Here is a 16273-nt window from a genome sequence, read left to right as displayed (position 1 = left end):
ATTTCGCTTAAGCGCGTTCCGCCCCGGACACCACCCGCACGAATGACGGGGATCTCCGGGGCGGTTCACGGCTGCTACTTGTTGACGACCGCCAGCACGTCGCGGGCCGAGAGGATCAGGTACTCCTCGCCGTTGTACTTGATCTCGGTGCCGCCGTACTTGCTGTAGATGACGGTGTCGCCCTCGGCGACGTCCAGCGGGATCCGCTTCTCGCCGTCCTCGTCCCAGCGGCCGGGGCCGACGGCAACGACGGTGCCTTCCTGCGGCTTCTCCTTGGCGGTGTCCGGGATGACCAGACCCGACGCGGTGGTCGTCTCGGCCTCATTGGCCTGTACGAGGATCTTGTCCTCGAGTGGCTTGATGTTCACGGCCACGATGGAGTCCTCCACTTAGTTAACTTGCGGCCGGGGCGAGTGCGCCCGGACCAGTCGGAATTACCAGGTGTTCGGCATACGTCCGTGCCCTCGCGTCGTCGTCGCGGGTGCCGACGAGAGGAGTGTTGTCCGCAAGCCACCTAGCACTCTATACATGCGAGTGCTAGCACTCAAGGGTGGCCCGCTGCCTATTCGCCCAGAGCGGAAGCTGCCGGTCGCCCGGCCAGCTCATGACGCACGCGTAAGTCCCCGAAAAATGCCGCTACCAGGGCATTGAACACGTCGGCACGCTCCCATTGGAGGAAGTGCCCGGCGCCGGGCAGCACGACCGGTCCGGTTCGGTTCGTGAACGCCACCTCGCAGAAGTGAATGAACTCCGGACCGACGACGTGGTCGTCCATGCCGTAGAGGATGAGGGTCGGAACGTCGACCTTGCGGTCCATGATCGGCGGCTCGCTGACCGGCCGGCCATGCGCCAACTGGTAGACGGCCCATCCCGCCCGCAGCCGCTCCTCACTGCCGAACGGTTCGGTCATGAAGTCGACGTCGTCGGCACTGAACGTGCCCGGCGACGCCCACAGCCGGTGGCCGTACATCTCGCCGATGTAGCGCCGCCGCTTGTCCTCGGTGTCGAGCTCGGCGGCCAGCTCGTCCGGGGTGGCGCCCTGGCGCTGGCGGTAGTCGCCGGTGGGCCCGTCGCTAAGGATGCCCATCGGGTCGAGCCCGGCGGCGACGTAGTCGTCGAAGACCAGCGGCGGAACGGTGTCGAAGAAGACGAGCTTTTCGACGAAGCCGGGATAGCGGTGCAGCAGATCCACCGCGACGACTCCGCCGACGTCACCGCCGACGACCCCACACCGCTCGTGTCCCAGGGAACGGACCAACAGATAGACGTCCCGGCTGTAGGCCGCGATGTCGTACACGTCGTCGGCCGACGCGTCGGAGTCGCCATGCCCGCGCAGGTCGGGCGCGATCACCTCGTAGCCGGCCTCGACCAGGGCGGCGATGTTGCGCCACCAAATGCGCTTGGTTTCGGGATAGCCGTGGAGCAGCAGTACCGGATACCCGCCCCTGCCTTCATGGAGGTAGGCCAGCGTCAGTCCGTCGCGCCCGGGACTGGGCGGCACCTCAGCCCGGTGGATCGTGAACGCGTCGGGCGCCGGGGTGGCCGGCTGCGCGGGACGCAGCCGAATGTCGTAGTGCATCAACGACCGGCTCGGCTGGTGGCGACCTGGCCCGCGACGACCGGCAGGCCCGGGTCGCTGGGCACGTCCAGCGGCGACGGCGCCGCACCGGCGGCGATGAGGTGCGCGGCGAAGGAGGCGATCATCGCCCCATTGTCGGTGCACAACCGCGGTCGCGGAATCCGTAGCGTCAAACCCGCTGCCGCACAACGCTCTTCGGCCAGTTCACGCAGCCGCGAATTGGCCGCGACCCCACCGGCGATCAGCAGGGTCGACACCCCGAGCTCCGTGGCGGCCCGCACCGCCTTGGCAGTCAGCACGTCGGCGACGGCCTCCTGGAAACCGGCGGCCACATCGGCGGTCGGCGCGTCGGGATGACTTTCGACGTAGCGGGCGACGGCGGTCTTGAGCCCGGAGAACGAGAACGCGAACGGTTCGTCGCGCGGGCCGGTCATGCCGCGCGGGAAGACGATGGCGTTGGGGTCGCCCGTGCGGGCAAGTTCATCGAGCGGCCGCCCACCGGGATAACCGAGACCCAGCAGGCGGGCCACCTTGTCGTAGGCCTCCCCCGCCGCGTCGTCGACGGTGGTGCCGAGTTCGATGATCGGTTCACCCAGTGAGCGCACGTGCAGCAGATGGGTGTGCCCGCCGGACACCAGCAGCCCAACGCATTCCGGCAGCGGGCCGTGGTCGTAGACGTCGGCGGCCAGATGCCCGCCGAGGTGGTTGACCGCATAGAACGGCACACCCCATGCCGCGGCATACGCCTTGGCGGCGGCCACTCCGACCAGGAGGGCGCCGGCCAGCCCCGGCCCGATCGTGGCCGCCACGACGTCGGGCTTGTCGATACCGGCGACCGCCATGGCCCGGCGCATCGTCGGCCCGAGCGCCTCGAGGTGAGCGCGGGACGCGATCTCGGGAACCACCCCGCCGTACCGGGTGTGCTCGTCGACGCTGGAGGCCACCTCGTCGGCCAACAGTGTGACGGTGCCGTCGTCGTCCAGTCGAGCGATACCGACTCCTGTTTCATCACAAGAGCTTTCGATGGCCAGAATGATCATTGCGGATCCCGTCGCATCGTGTAGGCATCGGCGCCGCTGGCCTGGTAATAGCGCTTGCGCACACCCATCTTCGTGAAGCCGAGGCTGGTGTACAGCCCGATCGCCGGCTCGTTGTCGGTGCGGACCTCCAGGAACACCGTCGACTTCGGGCCGACCTCGCTGAGCAGCTCCACCATCATCTGCCGCCCGATCCCCTGGCCCTGATAGGCGGGATCGACGCCGACGGTGTGGATTTCGTATTCGAACGGCGGAATCCGACCCAGCCGCGAGATGCCGGCGTAACCGACCAGCTTGTCGTCCACGCGAGCCGCGACATACCGATTGTGTGGGGCGGCCAACTCACGGACGAATGCGAAGTCCGGCCAGGGGTCGTCGCCGTCGAACAGCATGCTTTCCAGCTCGGCACAGCGGGCGGCGTCGGTCTTCTGCAGCGGGCCGTACTGGATGTTCATCGCGTAACCCCGCGTTCGGCGAGCGTCTTGGCGTCAGGGCGGCGTAGGTACAGCGGGATCAACGGCTTGGGTTCGGCATCCCAATCCGCAACGGCAGCAACCAGACCCGCCGCCGTCGGGTAGGCCGGACCCATCACGGGCAGCCCGAAGAGCTCGGCGTGATCCGGGGACCCAGCCACACACTCGGCGCTGCCGATCGGCACATCAACCGCCGCGGCGACATCGGGACCCTCGACGCGAACCCCGTCGCGATACTGCGCCCAATACACCTCACGGCGGCGGGCGTCGGTGACGACCAGGACCGCTCCGGTGGTCTCAATCCCGATGGCGTCCAGGCTGCAGACGCCGTGCACGGGCAGGCTCAGCGCGTGCCCGTAGGCCGCGGCAGTGGCCATCCCGACTCGCAAGCCGGTGAAAGGCCCTGGGCCACAACCGACGACGACCGCATCGAGATCGGCCATGGCCAGACCGGCATCAGCCAGTGCGGCCACCACATTGGGCGTCAAGGTCTCGGCGTGGGCGCGTGCGTCAAGGGTGATCCGCTCGCCCGCCACCTCGATGCCTGCGTCGCGCACCACCACCGCCGCGGTGACCGCAGGCGTTGCGGTGTCGATGACCAAAACGTTGCGGATCATTCGTGATTCCACTGCCATATCGCGGTGCGCACCTCACTGTCGGCGCTGCGCTCGAGCCGGATGTCGAGGTGGTTATCCGAAAGCCGCTCGGCCAGTCCCTCACCCCATTCCACCACCACGACGGCGTCGTCGAGATCGGCGTCGAGATCCAGCGAATCCAATTCGGCCAGCAGGTCGGCGCCGGTGTGTTCGAGCAGCCGGTAGACGTCGACGTGCACCAGCTCCGGCTTATCGGGCTGGCGTGCCCGATGCACGCGGGCCAATACGAACGTCGGCGACGTTACCGGGCCGTCGACGTCCATGCCGAGCGCGATTCCCTTGGTGATAGCGGTCTTTCCAGCCCCCAGCGGACCGGACAGCACGACCACGTCACCGGCCCGGAGTTGCCGGCCGAGCTGCTCGCCCAGCGCGATCGTGTCCTCGACCGTCGGCAGTTCGCGGGTGCCGCCCTGCAACTGCGTGCTATCCACGAGTCCGGTCCTTGAGCCGCCGCGCGAAGGCCACCAGCTTCGATGGGGTCGCGCGTTCAACGAGCTCCACCAGCCCGTCGTTGATCAGCTCGGGCCGTTCGAGCTGCACCAGATGCCCTGCGCCGCCGACGATCAGCAGGTCGCTGTCCGGTAGCACGTCCGCCATCTCCTCGGAATGCACCATCGGCGTCAGCACATCGTGGTCACCGCACGCGATCAGTGTCGGGATCCGGGCCAGCACCGGCAGTGCGGCACTCTCGTCGTGAACTTCCAAGGCGTGCAGGAACTCCACCAATGTCGCGATCGGCGTGTCGTGAATCATCTCCTCGGAGAACGCGACAACGCGCGGGCTCATGTGTTCGTCACCGTAGGAGGCCGCCCGCAGAATCGGGCGAATCGCCGCGCGGGCCGCGCCGCGGGTGCGGTGGACCAGCTTGGGCGCGTACCGGGCGGCGAAGCGCACCGCTTCCAGTGCGGGGTTCTGCAAGATCTCGCCGACCGGTGAGCGGGACAAGCCCTCAGCCGCCGACGAGATCAGCGCGGCGCCGACGATGCGGCTGCCGTAGTGCTTGGGAAATTGGCGAGCGTGGGACAGGACGGTCATCCCACCCATGGAGTGGCCGACGAGGACGATCGGCCCGCGCGGAACCATCACTTGCAGAATGGTTTCCAGATCCTGCCCGAGCTGCGACACGGTGTAGGTCTCGACCGGCGCGGCACCGGACTGGCCGTGGCCACGCTGGTCGTAGAACACCATCCGAACCTGATCGCCCCAGCGCTCAGCCAACGCCGCACGCTGGAAGTGAAACGACCCCATCCGCAGACAGAATCCGTGGGCGAACACCACGGTCAGCGGAGCGGTGATCGGACCGACCTCGCGCACCACCAGCGGAACACCGTCCGGCGTCGTCACCACGCAACCGCGGTCGGCGTCGAGCAGCGCGAAATCCTCACCCCGGTAGGCGTCTTCGATGTACGACCGGTGCCCGAACGCCCTGGCCGCCGAGAGCCCCGCTACCGTGCCGACCGCACCCAGCCCGGCTACTCCGGCGAGCAGACCGGCCCGTTTACCCGCAGCAAGACCAGGGTGGTCCGCTTTGTGGGCCAACCGCTCGGCGGTCTTCTCGGCCCGGCGCGCCAGTCGCGCATCGATCCCGCGCGGCTTGGGATTCGTCTCGTCGTTACTGCCCACCGGCGTCGACCTCCCGGTAGGTACGCACCACCCGTCCGCGCGGGCTGGTGACCACCTCGTAGTGGATTGTGCCGAGCAGGTCGGCCCAATCTTGAGCGGTCGGCTCACCGGATGTCCCGGGGCCGAACAAGATTGCCTCGTCTCCCTCAGCGGCGCCGGGGTCGCCGGGGCCGAGGTCGACCACGAACTGGTCCATACACACCCGCCCCACGCTGCGGCGCAATCGACCGTTGATCAGCACATCGATGCGTCCACCGAGCGTGCGGTACAGCCCGTCGGCGTACCCGACCGGCAGCAGGGCCAGATTGGTATCTCGCTCGGCGATCCACGTGTGCCCATAGGACACACCGTCGCCGGCCTTGACCGGTTTGACCATCGCCACGGTGCAGCGCAGCGTCATTGCCGGACGCAGCCCCATATCGCCGCGCTCCGGAATCGGACTCAATCCGTACACCGCAATGCCGGGGCGCACCATGTCGAATCCGAGGTCCGGCCGCGTCATTGCCGAGGGCGAGTTGGACAGGTGTGCGACGTCGAATTCGATTCCCCGCGAACGCGCTTCGGCGATCATGTCGGTAAAGCGTTGCGCTTGACGATCATTCAGCGGATCGTCGGGCACGTCACCGTTGGCCAGGTGCGACATGATGCCGCGCAGCCGGAGTGCACCGGCGGCCACACCGCGCTGCAGTTCGGCCAGCAGCGCCGGGTAGTCGGCGTGACTGACTCCGTTGCGATTGAGCCCGGTGTCCACCTTGACGGTGACCTCAGCGGTGTTCCCGGTGCGCTCCACGGCGTCGAGCACGGCGCCGACCTGACGCACCGACGACACGGCGACCTGCACGTCCGCCGACAGTGCCGGCGCGAAGTCGGTGCCCGGCGAATGCAGCCACGACAGCACCGGCGCGGTGATCCCGCCACGGCGCAGCGCCAACGCCTCGTCGATCGTGGCCACACCCAGTTCGGCCGCACCGGCGTCGATCGCCGCCTGGCCGGCTTGGACCGCGCCATGGCCGTAGGCGTCGGCCTTGACCACCGCCATCACCTGCGCGGTACCCGCGTGCTCGCGCAAAACGCGCACGTTGTGGGCGATCGCCCCGAGATCGACGATCGCCTCGGCGCCGGGGCGCCAAACCTGGGTGTGCGTCGACGGGGTCAACGAAGTCGTGTGCATAGTCATGTCACCGCCGCCAATTGTCCCAGAAACCGACGTGCGCGCCCGCATGGGGCGGTGACCTGTCCTTTCGCGGGGGCAAGGGCGGTAGAGTCGGCGACATGCGGGTGCTGTCGATGGACGACGCCGTGCTGGCCGAGCGGCCGGACCTGGCTGAACCGTCCGAGCAGCCGGCTCACTCCCGGATCGCTATCTGGCTGGAGAAGCTGATCGTCTCGGGGCGGCTCGCACCGGGCGACAAGTTGCCGGCCGAGGTCGAGATCGCCGGAGCGCTGGGCGTGAGCCGGATGACGCTGCGGCAGGCGCTGGCAGCCATCGAAGCCAAGGGGCTCATCCGGCGCAGCCGGGGACGTTTTGGGGGCAACTTCGTCGAGACACCGCGACTGGAGTTCGACCACAGCGGCCTGCCCGGGTTCACCGAGCAGCTGCGCAGGCTGGACATGGCCGCCGGCGCGCGGGTGATCGGGGCCGCGACCCGACCGGCGACGGCCGTCGTCCGTCAAGCCCTACAGCTCAAACGGGGCGCCCAGGTGCACAAGATCGTTCGCATGCGCTCAGCCAACAACACGCCGGTGTTGATCGAGGAAACCTATCTGCCTGCCGCCCGGTTTCCGGGACTGCTGGACGCCGACCTGACCGGCTCGGTGTACGCGCTGATGGCCGACGAGTTCGACACCCCGCTGTACTCGGCCGATGAACACATCGAGGCGGTGCTGGCCGGCGACTCCTCGGCCCAGCTGCTGGGCGTGGCGGTCGGCGATCCCCTGCTGCTGGTGACGCGAACGGCGTACGACGGCAACGGCGTTCCGGTGGAATTCTCCTACGACTACTTCCGCTCGGACCTCACGCGCATCCGGGTGAAATCCGGCGTCGACCGCGGGCCCGACGCCGAAGTGGAGACATCGCCGGCGTCCTGACTCACGACCCATTTTTGTCGGACCCCGCTGCGATGATGGGGTCATGTCGTCGGCCGCCGTGCTCACCCCGAAGGAGCGCCTCGAGGAGGTGTTCGAGGAGTTGGCGGAGCTGGCCGGGCAGCGCAACGCGATCGACGGACGCATCGTGGAACTCGTCGCCGAACTCGACCACGGCAACCTCTGCGGCATGACCGGGGCGCGCTCCGTCGCCGCGGTGGTGGCCTGGAAACTGGGCACCTCGACGGCCAACGCCAACACCATTTCCGCAGTCGCACACCGACTACCTGAATTCCCGCGATGTGTGGCGGCATTGCGCGAGGGCCAGCTCTCCGTCGATCAGGTCGGCGTCATCGCCGAACGCGCCGCCGACGGATCCGACGAGCACTGCGCACAACTGGCCGCCGTTGCCACCGTCAGCCAACTACGCAAAGCCATCAAACTCCAACCCCGACCACCCAAACCCGGCCCCCAACCCGACCCGCCACGCTCCATCCGCAAAACCGTCGGCGACGAGGCGACCACCTGGAATATCACTCTTCCCAACGTCGAAGCAGCCACCTTCGACGCCGCCCTGCAGTCCCATCATGATGCGCTGATCGCCGACTGGAAACGCGACCACGACGCCGACTCCCCCGACAACGCACCACCCCTGCCCAGCACCACCGATGCGTTCATGAGCCTGATCGAGGCCGGCTGGGACACCGACGTCGAGCGCCGCCCCCACGGACAACGCACCACCGTCGTCGTGCATCTTGATGTCGACAAGCGCATCGGGGAACTCCATCTGGGTCCCCTGCTCACCCAGGCCGACCGCCAATACCTCACCTGCGACACCACCTGCGAAGTGTGGTTCGAACGCAACGGCCAACCCCTCGGCGCCGGGCGCAGCACCCGCACGATCAACCGGCGACTCCGCCGCGCCCTCGAACACCGCGACACCACCTGCGCCGTCCCCGGCTGCGGCGCCACCCGCGGACTACACGCCCACCACATCCAACACTGGGAAAACGGCGGCCCCACCGAACTCCACAACCTCGTCCTGCTATGCCCCTACCACCACCGCGCACACCACCGCGGCGACATCACCATCACCGGACCCGCCCACCACCTCACCGTCATCGACAGCGACGGCGACCCCCTCACTTCGCGATCACTGGCACGCCCACCCAACCATCCACCACCACACGTCCCACCCTGCCGCGGACCCATCGGCGAACGCGCCCAATGGAAGTGGTACCAACCATTCGAGCCGAAGGCACCGCCCGAGAATTAGCGTCCTGGCGAGGGCGGCAAGACGTGTTCGACGAGGTCGGTTGACAGCCGCTCGACGATGGCCGGCGCCACCGCCGCGAGGTCGTCGGTGGGCGTCGCCGCAACGGCGAGGCACCGCATTCCGGCCGCGAGCGCACCGCGGACGCCGGGTACCGAATCCTCGAAAACAATGATTTGCGTTGGTGCACAACCAAGTTGGTCGGCACCGGACAGGAAGCCTTCCGGATCCGGCTTGCCGCGGGCGACGTCCTCCTCGGCGACGACCACCCGGATCAGCTCACCGACCGGGCTGCTCTCCAACACGGCGCGGACGTCGTCGCGCTGGGCTCCGGTCACAATCGCCATCGGCACGTCGTGTTCGGCGAGCAGCTGCACCAGCAGCACGGTGTCGGGTCGAATCGGGTTGTCTCCCGCGACGAGCTCGCGGTAACGCCGTTTGCGTAGTTCGAGCAGCGCGTCGACATCGTGCCCCTGGGCACCGGTGATCTCCAACGCCTTCTCGACGATCTCGCGGTCGCTGTGACCCAGCAAGTGGCGGTCGTAGTCCTGCTGGGTCATCGTCCAGTCCAGGTGTTCGGCGAACAGCTCGCTGAAGATCCGGAACAAGATCGGTTCGTCGTCGGACAACGTTCCATTGAAATCGAAGATCACCGCGGGGCGCGGGGCAGCCGCCCAGTCGGTGATTATCTCGCGGGCCAGACGGGCATCCGGATACAACGGCACGGCCGAGTGAATCATTGGCACCGCTACAAGTCAATAGTCTAGTCTTTTAAGCGCGACACACTTTCCTGCGCGAGGATGTATCTATGCCGTTCATTTCCGATCCGGAACTGGATGCGCTGCTGGATCAATTACCGGCACTCGCCGGGCAACCGCGCCAACTCGAAGAACTTCACGGCGGCCTGACCAACCGCAACATCAAGATCACAACGCCGGCAGCAACTTACGTCGCCCGCTGCAGCGTCAACGCCACCACCATGCTCGGCATTGACCGCGACAACGAGTACTACAACAGCAAGGCGGCCGAGCAGGCCGGCGTCGGCGCACCGGTGATCGACTATCGGCCCGATCTCGGCATCCTGCTGGTCGGCTTCCTCGAGGGCACCACCCTGACCAATGCCGACCTGCAGTGCCCGGACGTCCTGGCCCGCGTGGCGGAAGGCTGCCGCACCCTGCACGCCGGTCCGCGCTTCCGTGACCGCTTCAACATGTTCGAGCTCCAACCCGCCTATCTCAAGGTGGTTCAGGAGCGCGGGTTTCGGATACCGACCGACTACCTCTACTTCACCCGCGAGTTCCAAGCGGTGAAGCGCATTCTCGGGCCCGACGAGCACGCGACGGTGCCGTGCAACAACGATCTGCTCGCGGGCAACTTCGTCGACAACGGCAGCAAGGTCTGGTTGATCGACTACGAGTACTCCGGCAACAACGACCCCTGTTTCGAGCTCGGCAACATCTGGGCCGAGTGCGGGTTGTCCACCGACCAGCTCGACGAACTGGTCAGCCTCTACTACGGCCGCCGACTGCGGCACAAGACGGCGCGCGCCCGGCTACAGGGCATCATCGGCAAGTACGGCTGGACGTTGTGGGGATGTATTCAAAACGGCACCAGCACATTGGATTTCGACTTCTGGGAATGGGCGATGGAACGCTACGAGTCCGCCGTCGCCGAGTTTCGTGGCCCCGAGTTTCCGCGCCTGCTCGCTGACGCCCAGGCACCTGACTGACGACCGATAGGAACCCATGTCGCTCCCCTCCCTGCCCGACCGTGCGCAGATTGTCATCGTCGGCGGCGGTGTCATCGGCACCAGCGTCGCCTATCACCTGACCAAGCTGGGCCACACCGACGTGGTGCTGCTCGAGCAGGGCCAGCTGTCGTGCGGAACAACCTGGCACGCAGCCGGTTTGGTGGGCCAGCTCCGCGCATCGGAGAGCGGCACCCGCCTGGTGCAGTACTCGACTCAGCTGTACGCCGAGCTGGAAGCCGAGACCGGGCTGAGCGCAGGCTACAAGCAGTGCGGCGGGGTGACGGTGGCCCGCACCGAGGACCGGATGACCCAACTGCGCCGCACCGCCGCGAATGCGGCCGCCTATCAACTCGATTGCGAACTCTTGAGTCCCGAGGAGGCATACGAGCGGTACCCGGTGATGCGGGTCGACGATCTGGTGGGCGCGATCTGGCTGCCCGCCGACGGCAAGGCCAATCCGACCGACCTGACGATGGCGCTGGCCAAGGGGGCGCGTCAGCGCGGCGCCAAGGTGATCGAACACATCCGCGTGCTCGATGTGCTCACGGCGGATGGCCGAGTGTCCGGTGTGCGCACCGATGCCGGGGACATCGAAGCCGAAATCGTGGTGAACTGCGCCGGGCAGTGGGCCAAGGCCATCGGGGCGCTGGCCGGGGTGAACGTGCCGCTGTATTCGGCCGAGCACTTCTATGTGGTCACCGAGACCATCGCCGGTGTCCATCCCGATCTGCCGATCCTGCGGGATCCCGACGGCTACACCTACTTCAAGGAGGAAGTCGGCGGACTGGTCATCGGGGGTTTCGAGCCGGAAGCCAAACCGTGGGTGGCGCCCGACAAGATCCCCTACCCCTTCGAATTCCAGCTGCTCGAGGAGGATTGGGAACACTTCGAGATCCTCATGGACAACGCGCTGCTGCGGATCCCGGCACTGGAGCACACCGGACTGAAAAAGCTGTACAACGGCCCGGAGAGCTTCACCCCGGACAACCAGTTCATCCTCGGTGAGGCGCCCGAGTGCGCCAACTTCTTCGTCGGCGCGGGCTTCAACTCGGTCGGCATCGCATCAGCCGGCGGCGCCGGCCGCGCACTGGCCGAGTGGATCGTCAACGGCTCCCCCACCACCGATCTCACCGGCGTCGACATCCGCCGGTTCGCTCCGTTCAACGGCAACGTGGCCTGGTTGCACGACCGAGTGGCCGAAATCCTGGGCGTGCACTACGAAATCCCCTGGCCCAACCGGGAGCTGAAGACCGCGCGGCCGTTCCGGCGCTCCCCGGTACACCACCTGCTGGTGGCGGGAGGAGCGAACTTCGGCAGCCGGATGGGCTGGGAGCGGGCCAACTTCTTCGCCCCGCCGGGTACCGACCCGGTCATCGAATACTCGTGGGGCAAGCAGAACTGGCTGCCCTGGTCGGCGGCCGAACAGGTCGCCACCCGCACCGCGGTCACGGTCTTCGACCAGACGTCGTTCTCCAAGTACGTACTTGCCGGGCCGGGAGCCGAGGCGGCGCTGCAATGGTTGTGCACCGCGGATGTGGCTGTGCCGGTGGGCAAGTCGGTGTACACCGGGATGCTCAACGAACGTGGAACTTACGAGTCCGATGTCACGGTCACCCGCACCGGTGCGAGTGAGTTCCTGATCGTCAGCAGCGCGGCCACCACCGAACGGGATAAGGACCACATCCGCAAGAACATGCCGCGCGGGGCGCACGCCGAACTGGTCGACGTCACCTCGTCGATGGCGGTGTTCGGTGTGATGGGCCCGAAGTCACGTGAACTGCTCAGTGAGCTCACCGACGCCGACCTGACCGACGACGCCTTCCCGTTCGCCACCAGTCAGGTCATCTCGCTGGGCTACGCGACCGTTCGGGCGACACGCATCACCTACGTCGGCGAGTTGGGCTGGGAACTCTACGTTCCCGCCGAGTTCGCGGTCGGAGTCTACGAGGATCTACTGGCCGCCGGTGAGAAATACGGCATCGCTCGCGGCGGCTACTACGCGATCGAATCCCTGCGACTGGAGAAGGGCTATCGGGCGTTCGGGCGGGAGCTGACCCCCAACGACAGTCCCGTCGAGGCCGGTCTGCTGTTCGCCTGCAAGCTTTCCTCCGACATCGATTTCCTCGGGCGCGCGGCGGTGGAGAAGGCCAAGGCCGACGGTCCGCGCCGACGGCTGGTCAGCTTCGCCGTCGACTCGCCCGACCCGATGCTGTGGGGCGGTGAGTTGATTCTGCGCGACGGCGCGGTCGCCGGGCAGGTCAGCTCGGCGGCCTGGGGCGCCACCGCCGGAGCGTGCGTCGGGCTGGGCTACGTCCGTTCGCCCGACGACGCCGTCGTCACCCCCGACTGGGTGCGGGCGGGTTCGTACACCGTCAACGTCGGCGGCGAGACCTATCCGATCACCGTGTCGCTCAAGGCAATCTACGATCCGGCTAATCAGCGGGTGCGCTGAACCGTTCGGTCGGGCGCAGCAGACTCAACATGACGAGCGGAATGCGCCGACTCGTCGACTGCTGATAGACGATGTACGGCGGATACAGGTGACACATGTACTCCCACACCTGATGTCGCTCATCGCCCTCCGGCTCGCGCCATGTGGCCTCGAACGCCTCGGTAGCGATCTGCACTTCGAGCGTTGCCCTCGACTCGACGTTCAGATACCACTCCGGGTGACTGTCGGCGCCGCCCTTTGACGCGACGATCACGATCTCACCGCCGACGTTGCCGTAGATCAACGGCTTGATGTAGCGCTGACCCGACTTGCGACCGGTATAGCGGATCAGGCAGTGGGTGGTGAACGAGCGGCCCCCAACCTCACTCAAGTCGAGGATGTGGCCTTTCGCCCCACCGCTTTCGAGGTAGGTCGCGAGGTGTTGCGCGGCCCAGTCGGCACGGTCTGCGCGTAGTGCTGCGGCGTCAGCGTCAGCCATCGAACCTCTTCCGGTCGGTAATCGCCCAAGGGATTTCGACGCTAGCATTCGTCCCGTAGTCGTGAGGATGGAGTCAGGTATGCCGTTGAATGTCGATCGCATCGAGGCCGACCTCGCGGTCATCGGTTTCGGTAAGGGCGGCAAGACACTGGCCGCCACGTTGGGTCGCCAGGGCCAACGTGTCGTGATGATCGAGCAGTCGGCGTCGATGTACGGCGGCACGTGCATCAACATCGGCTGCGTGCCGACAAAGTCGATGGTCTACCGGGCTGAACATCTCACGCCAGGCGGTGTCTACGACGACGCCTACCGCTCGGCGGTGGGAGCGACAGCCGAACTCACCACGGACCTACGCGCGGTGAACTTCGCGATGCTCGACAACCTCGACTCGGTCACGGTTCTCACCGGGCATGCCCGCTTCACCGATCCGCACACCCTGCAGGTTCAGACGGTCGGCGGCACGACGATCACCGTGGCTGCACAGACGGTCGTGGTCGGTACCGGATCGCGTCCGGTGCTGCCCGACATCGCTGGGCTGTCCACCACACCCCAGGTCATGACCAGCACCGAATTGCTCAGCCTGCCTGAGCTTCCGGCGCGGTTGGCTGTCCTCGGCGGCGGCTACGTCGGTCTCGAGTTCGCCGCGATGTTCGCCCGATACGGATCCGAGGTGACCGTGCTGGAACACGGTCCGCAGATCCTCGGTCGCGAGGATGCCGACGTCGCGGGCTGCCTGCAGGACATTCTTCGTGACAGCGGCGTCGAGATCATGACCTCCGCCGAGGTCACCTCCGTGCGTGAGGACGATCAGGCGGCTGCGGTGACCTATCGGACCGGGGGCACCGAGCACACCGTCGAGGCCGACGCCGTGCTGGTGGCGCTGGGCCGGGAACCCGTCACCGACGACCTCGGTCTGACCGAGGCCGGTGTCGAAACCACCAGTGCGGGTGCGATTGTCGTCGACGAGTATCTGCGCACCAGCCAACCGCACATTTTCGCGGTCGGCGATGTCAACGGCGGCCCGCAGTTCACCTACATCTCATTGGACGACTACCGCGTGGTGTTGTCCCAGCTCACCGGCGACGGATCACGAAGCACTGCCACCCGCACCGCCGTCCCGTACGTGCTGTTCACCTCGCCGCCGCTGGCGCGTGTGGGCCTCACCGAATCCGCAGCCCTGGCAGCCGGGATGGACATCCTGGTCGCCACGATGCCGGTTGCCGCCATGGCGACAGTGCCACGGGCCCGCATCGTCGACGAAACGGCAGGACTCATGAAGGTCGTCGTTGATGCGAGCACTGACAAGATTCTGGGCGCAGCGCTTCTCAGCTACGACTCCCACGAAGTCATCAACACCGTCGCGCTGGCTATGCGCCACGGCATCACCGCCACCGAGTTGCGCGACACCATCTACACGCACCCGTCCATGACGGAGGCCTTCAATCAGCTGCTCGGTGCGCTGGCCCCAGCGCGCGGCTGATCGCGGCTAGTGCGCGAAGTGTTCCTGGGTGAAGTGACCCTCGGGCTGGATCGCGTCGAGGTGACCGAGCACAGCGTTGAGGTCCGCCCACAGCGAGCGCGCCAAGTCGGCGGAGAACCCTTCGCGCACCACCACCCGCAGCACCGAAATGTTCTCGGCGCCTTCGGGCATGGTGTAGGCGGGCACCTGCCAGCCGTAGGAGCGCAGCGCCGCGGACACGTCGAACTCGGTGTAGCCGAGGTCGCCCTTCAGCCGGAACGCCACCACGGGGATCGCCGATCCGTCGGAGATCACCTCGAAGTGCTGGCAGGCCTCCAGCTGATCGGAGAACCACCGGGCTGTCGAGGCCAAGCATTGCATCACGTGGGTGTAGCCGGCCCGGCCCAGTCGTAGGAAGTTGTAGTACTGACCGACGACCTGATTGCCCGGCCGCGAGAAGTTCAGCGTGAACGTCGGCATGTCACCGCCGAGGTAGTTGACCCGGAACACCAACTCCTCGGGAAGGCAATCGGCGTTGCGCCACACCACGAAACCGATGCCCGGATAGGTCAACCCGTACTTGTGACCGCTGACGTTGATCGACGCCACCCGCGGTAACCGGAAGTCCCACTTGATGTCCGGGTGCAGGAACGGCACGACGAAGCCACCGCTGGCCGCGTCGACGTGCACAGGGATGTCGAGTCCCTTGTCCTGCTGCAGTTTGTCCAAAGCTGCACAGATTTCGGCGATCGGCTCCAGCTCGCCGGTGTAGGTGGTGCCGAGAATGCCCACCACACCGATGGTGTCCTCGTCGACATAGTCGAGGACCTGCTCGGGGGTGATGACGTAGCGGTCCTCGGCCATCGGGATGTAGCGCGGCTCGACTTCGAAATACCGGCAGAACTTCTCCCACACCACCTGCACGTTGGAGCCCATCACCAGGTTGGGCGTGCGGGTCTTCCAGCCGTCGCCGACGCGGGCCTTCCAGCGCCACTTCAGCGCCAGGCCGCCGAGCATCACCGCTTCCGACGATCCGATCGTGGACACCCCGACCGCGGTGGAGGCGTCGTCGTCGCGCAGGTTCTCGGCATGAAACAGGTCGGCAACCATTGCCACACAGCGTGATTCGATCGCCGCGGTGGCCGGGTATTCGTCCTTGTCGATCATGTTCTTGTCGAACGTCTCGGCCATCAGCTTCTCGGCCTCGGGGTCCATCCAGGTGGTGACGAACGTGGCGAGGTTGAGCCGTGAGCTGCCGTCGAGCATCAGTTCGTCGTGGATGAACCGGTATGCCGCAGTGGGTTCCATCGCCTCATCCGGCAGCCGCAGCGACGGGATTGGGTCGGTGGACAGGCGCCCGGTGTAGGCCGGTGCGATCGACGGGGATCGGTACTTGACGTGGGGCACG

General features: G+C 66.7%; 16 protein-coding genes. 5 read left to right on the top strand and 11 right to left on the bottom strand.

What is annotated here, in order from left to right:
- Positions 1 to 74 precede the first annotated feature (74 nt).
- From groES to alr, 8 genes are all read right to left on the bottom strand, one after another.
- The gene (gene groES / locus K0O64_RS06535) at positions 75 to 377 is read right to left on the bottom strand and encodes a co-chaperone GroES (RefSeq protein ID WP_036346100.1); all 303 of its coding nucleotides are present in this window, start codon (positions 375 to 377) and stop codon (positions 75 to 77) included.
- Positions 378 to 562: 185 nt separating this feature from the next.
- Positions 563 to 1579: an alpha/beta fold hydrolase gene (locus K0O64_RS06530; RefSeq protein ID WP_071947241.1), complete on the bottom strand. Its 1017-nt coding sequence runs from the start codon at positions 1577 to 1579 to the stop codon at positions 563 to 565.
- The gene (gene tsaD / locus K0O64_RS06525; protein ID WP_096310438.1) at positions 1579 to 2619 is read right to left on the bottom strand and encodes a tRNA (adenosine(37)-N6)-threonylcarbamoyltransferase complex transferase subunit TsaD; all 1041 of its coding nucleotides are present in this window, start codon (positions 2617 to 2619) and stop codon (positions 1579 to 1581) included. Before tsaD ends, K0O64_RS06530 begins: the two co-directional genes overlap by 1 nt.
- Entirely contained in the window at positions 2616 to 3071 is a 456-nt protein-coding gene (rimI, locus tag K0O64_RS06520; protein WP_071947243.1) for a ribosomal protein S18-alanine N-acetyltransferase, read from the bottom strand. The genes tsaD and rimI overlap by 4 nt, the downstream gene beginning before the upstream one ends.
- Positions 3068 to 3706 carry a tRNA (adenosine(37)-N6)-threonylcarbamoyltransferase complex dimerization subunit type 1 TsaB gene (gene tsaB / locus K0O64_RS06515; protein ID WP_096310436.1) on the bottom strand — a complete coding sequence of 213 codons (639 nt, stop codon included), beginning with the start codon at positions 3704 to 3706 and terminating at the stop codon, positions 3068 to 3070. Before tsaB ends, rimI begins: the two co-directional genes overlap by 4 nt.
- Complete coding sequence (gene tsaE, locus K0O64_RS06510) at positions 3703 to 4176, bottom strand: tRNA (adenosine(37)-N6)-threonylcarbamoyltransferase complex ATPase subunit type 1 TsaE (RefSeq protein WP_096310435.1); 474 nt, start codon at positions 4174 to 4176, stop codon at positions 3703 to 3705. The genes tsaB and tsaE overlap by 4 nt, the downstream gene beginning before the upstream one ends.
- Entirely contained in the window at positions 4169 to 5212 is a 1044-nt protein-coding gene (locus K0O64_RS06505) for an alpha/beta fold hydrolase (protein ID WP_225933725.1), read from the bottom strand. Before K0O64_RS06505 ends, tsaE begins: the two co-directional genes overlap by 8 nt.
- A 145-nt stretch (positions 5213 to 5357) precedes the next feature.
- Positions 5358 to 6545 carry an alanine racemase gene (gene alr / locus K0O64_RS06500; RefSeq protein ID WP_096310433.1) on the bottom strand — a complete coding sequence of 396 codons (1188 nt, stop codon included), beginning with the start codon at positions 6543 to 6545 and terminating at the stop codon, positions 5358 to 5360.
- A gap of 95 nt (positions 6546 to 6640) precedes the next feature.
- On the opposite strand from alr, the gene K0O64_RS06495 reads away from it, so the two are divergent.
- Together K0O64_RS06495 and K0O64_RS06490 are read left to right on the top strand one after the other, a co-directional pair.
- On the top strand, positions 6641 to 7456 hold the full coding sequence (locus K0O64_RS06495; RefSeq protein ID WP_220046228.1) for a GntR family transcriptional regulator: 816 nt from the start codon (positions 6641 to 6643) through the stop codon (positions 7454 to 7456).
- Between the two features lie 43 nt (positions 7457 to 7499).
- The gene (locus tag K0O64_RS06490) at positions 7500 to 8729 is read left to right on the top strand and encodes an HNH endonuclease signature motif containing protein (protein ID WP_220046227.1); all 1230 of its coding nucleotides are present in this window, start codon (positions 7500 to 7502) and stop codon (positions 8727 to 8729) included.
- Here the strand turns inward: K0O64_RS06490 and K0O64_RS06485 are convergent.
- The gene (locus K0O64_RS06485; protein ID WP_220046226.1) at positions 8726 to 9466 is read right to left on the bottom strand and encodes an HAD family hydrolase; all 741 of its coding nucleotides are present in this window, start codon (positions 9464 to 9466) and stop codon (positions 8726 to 8728) included. The genes K0O64_RS06490 and K0O64_RS06485 overlap by 4 nt on opposite strands.
- Before the next feature lie 68 nt (positions 9467 to 9534).
- On the opposite strand from K0O64_RS06485, the gene K0O64_RS06480 reads away from it, so the two are divergent.
- Both K0O64_RS06480 and K0O64_RS06475 read left to right on the top strand, forming a co-directional pair.
- Entirely contained in the window at positions 9535 to 10455 is a 921-nt protein-coding gene (locus K0O64_RS06480) for a phosphotransferase (protein WP_096310427.1), read from the top strand.
- A 16-nt stretch (positions 10456 to 10471) separates the two neighbouring features.
- Complete coding sequence (locus tag K0O64_RS06475) at positions 10472 to 12928, top strand: GcvT family protein (RefSeq protein WP_096310425.1); 2457 nt, start codon at positions 10472 to 10474, stop codon at positions 12926 to 12928.
- Here K0O64_RS06475 and K0O64_RS06470 read toward each other — a convergent pair.
- Positions 12909 to 13406, bottom strand: a complete 498-nt coding sequence (locus K0O64_RS06470) for a nitroreductase/quinone reductase family protein (RefSeq protein WP_071947251.1) — start codon at positions 13404 to 13406, stop codon at positions 12909 to 12911. The two genes, K0O64_RS06475 and K0O64_RS06470, sit on opposite strands and share 20 nt — an antisense overlap.
- 79 nt (positions 13407 to 13485) lie before the next feature.
- Here K0O64_RS06470 and K0O64_RS06465 point away from each other — a divergent pair, with 79 nt between their 5' ends.
- A complete protein-coding gene (locus K0O64_RS06465; RefSeq protein ID WP_096312725.1) occupies positions 13486 to 14886 on the top strand; it encodes an FAD-dependent oxidoreductase in 1401 nt (466 codons plus the stop codon).
- A 6-nt stretch (positions 14887 to 14892) separates the two neighbouring features.
- Here the strand turns inward: K0O64_RS06465 and gad are convergent, their stop codons facing one another.
- Positions 14893 to 16272, bottom strand: a complete 1380-nt coding sequence (gene gad, locus K0O64_RS06460) for a glutamate decarboxylase (RefSeq protein ID WP_096310423.1) — start codon at positions 16270 to 16272, stop codon at positions 14893 to 14895.
- Position 16273 lies beyond the last annotated feature (1 nt).

This window comes from Mycolicibacterium pallens (genome assembly GCF_019456675.1).
GTDB classification, from domain to species: domain Bacteria; phylum Actinomycetota; class Actinomycetes; order Mycobacteriales; family Mycobacteriaceae; genus Mycobacterium; species Mycobacterium crocinum.
Note: the sequence above shows the minus strand (reverse complement) of the source record. Positions and strands in the feature narration are given on the sequence as shown.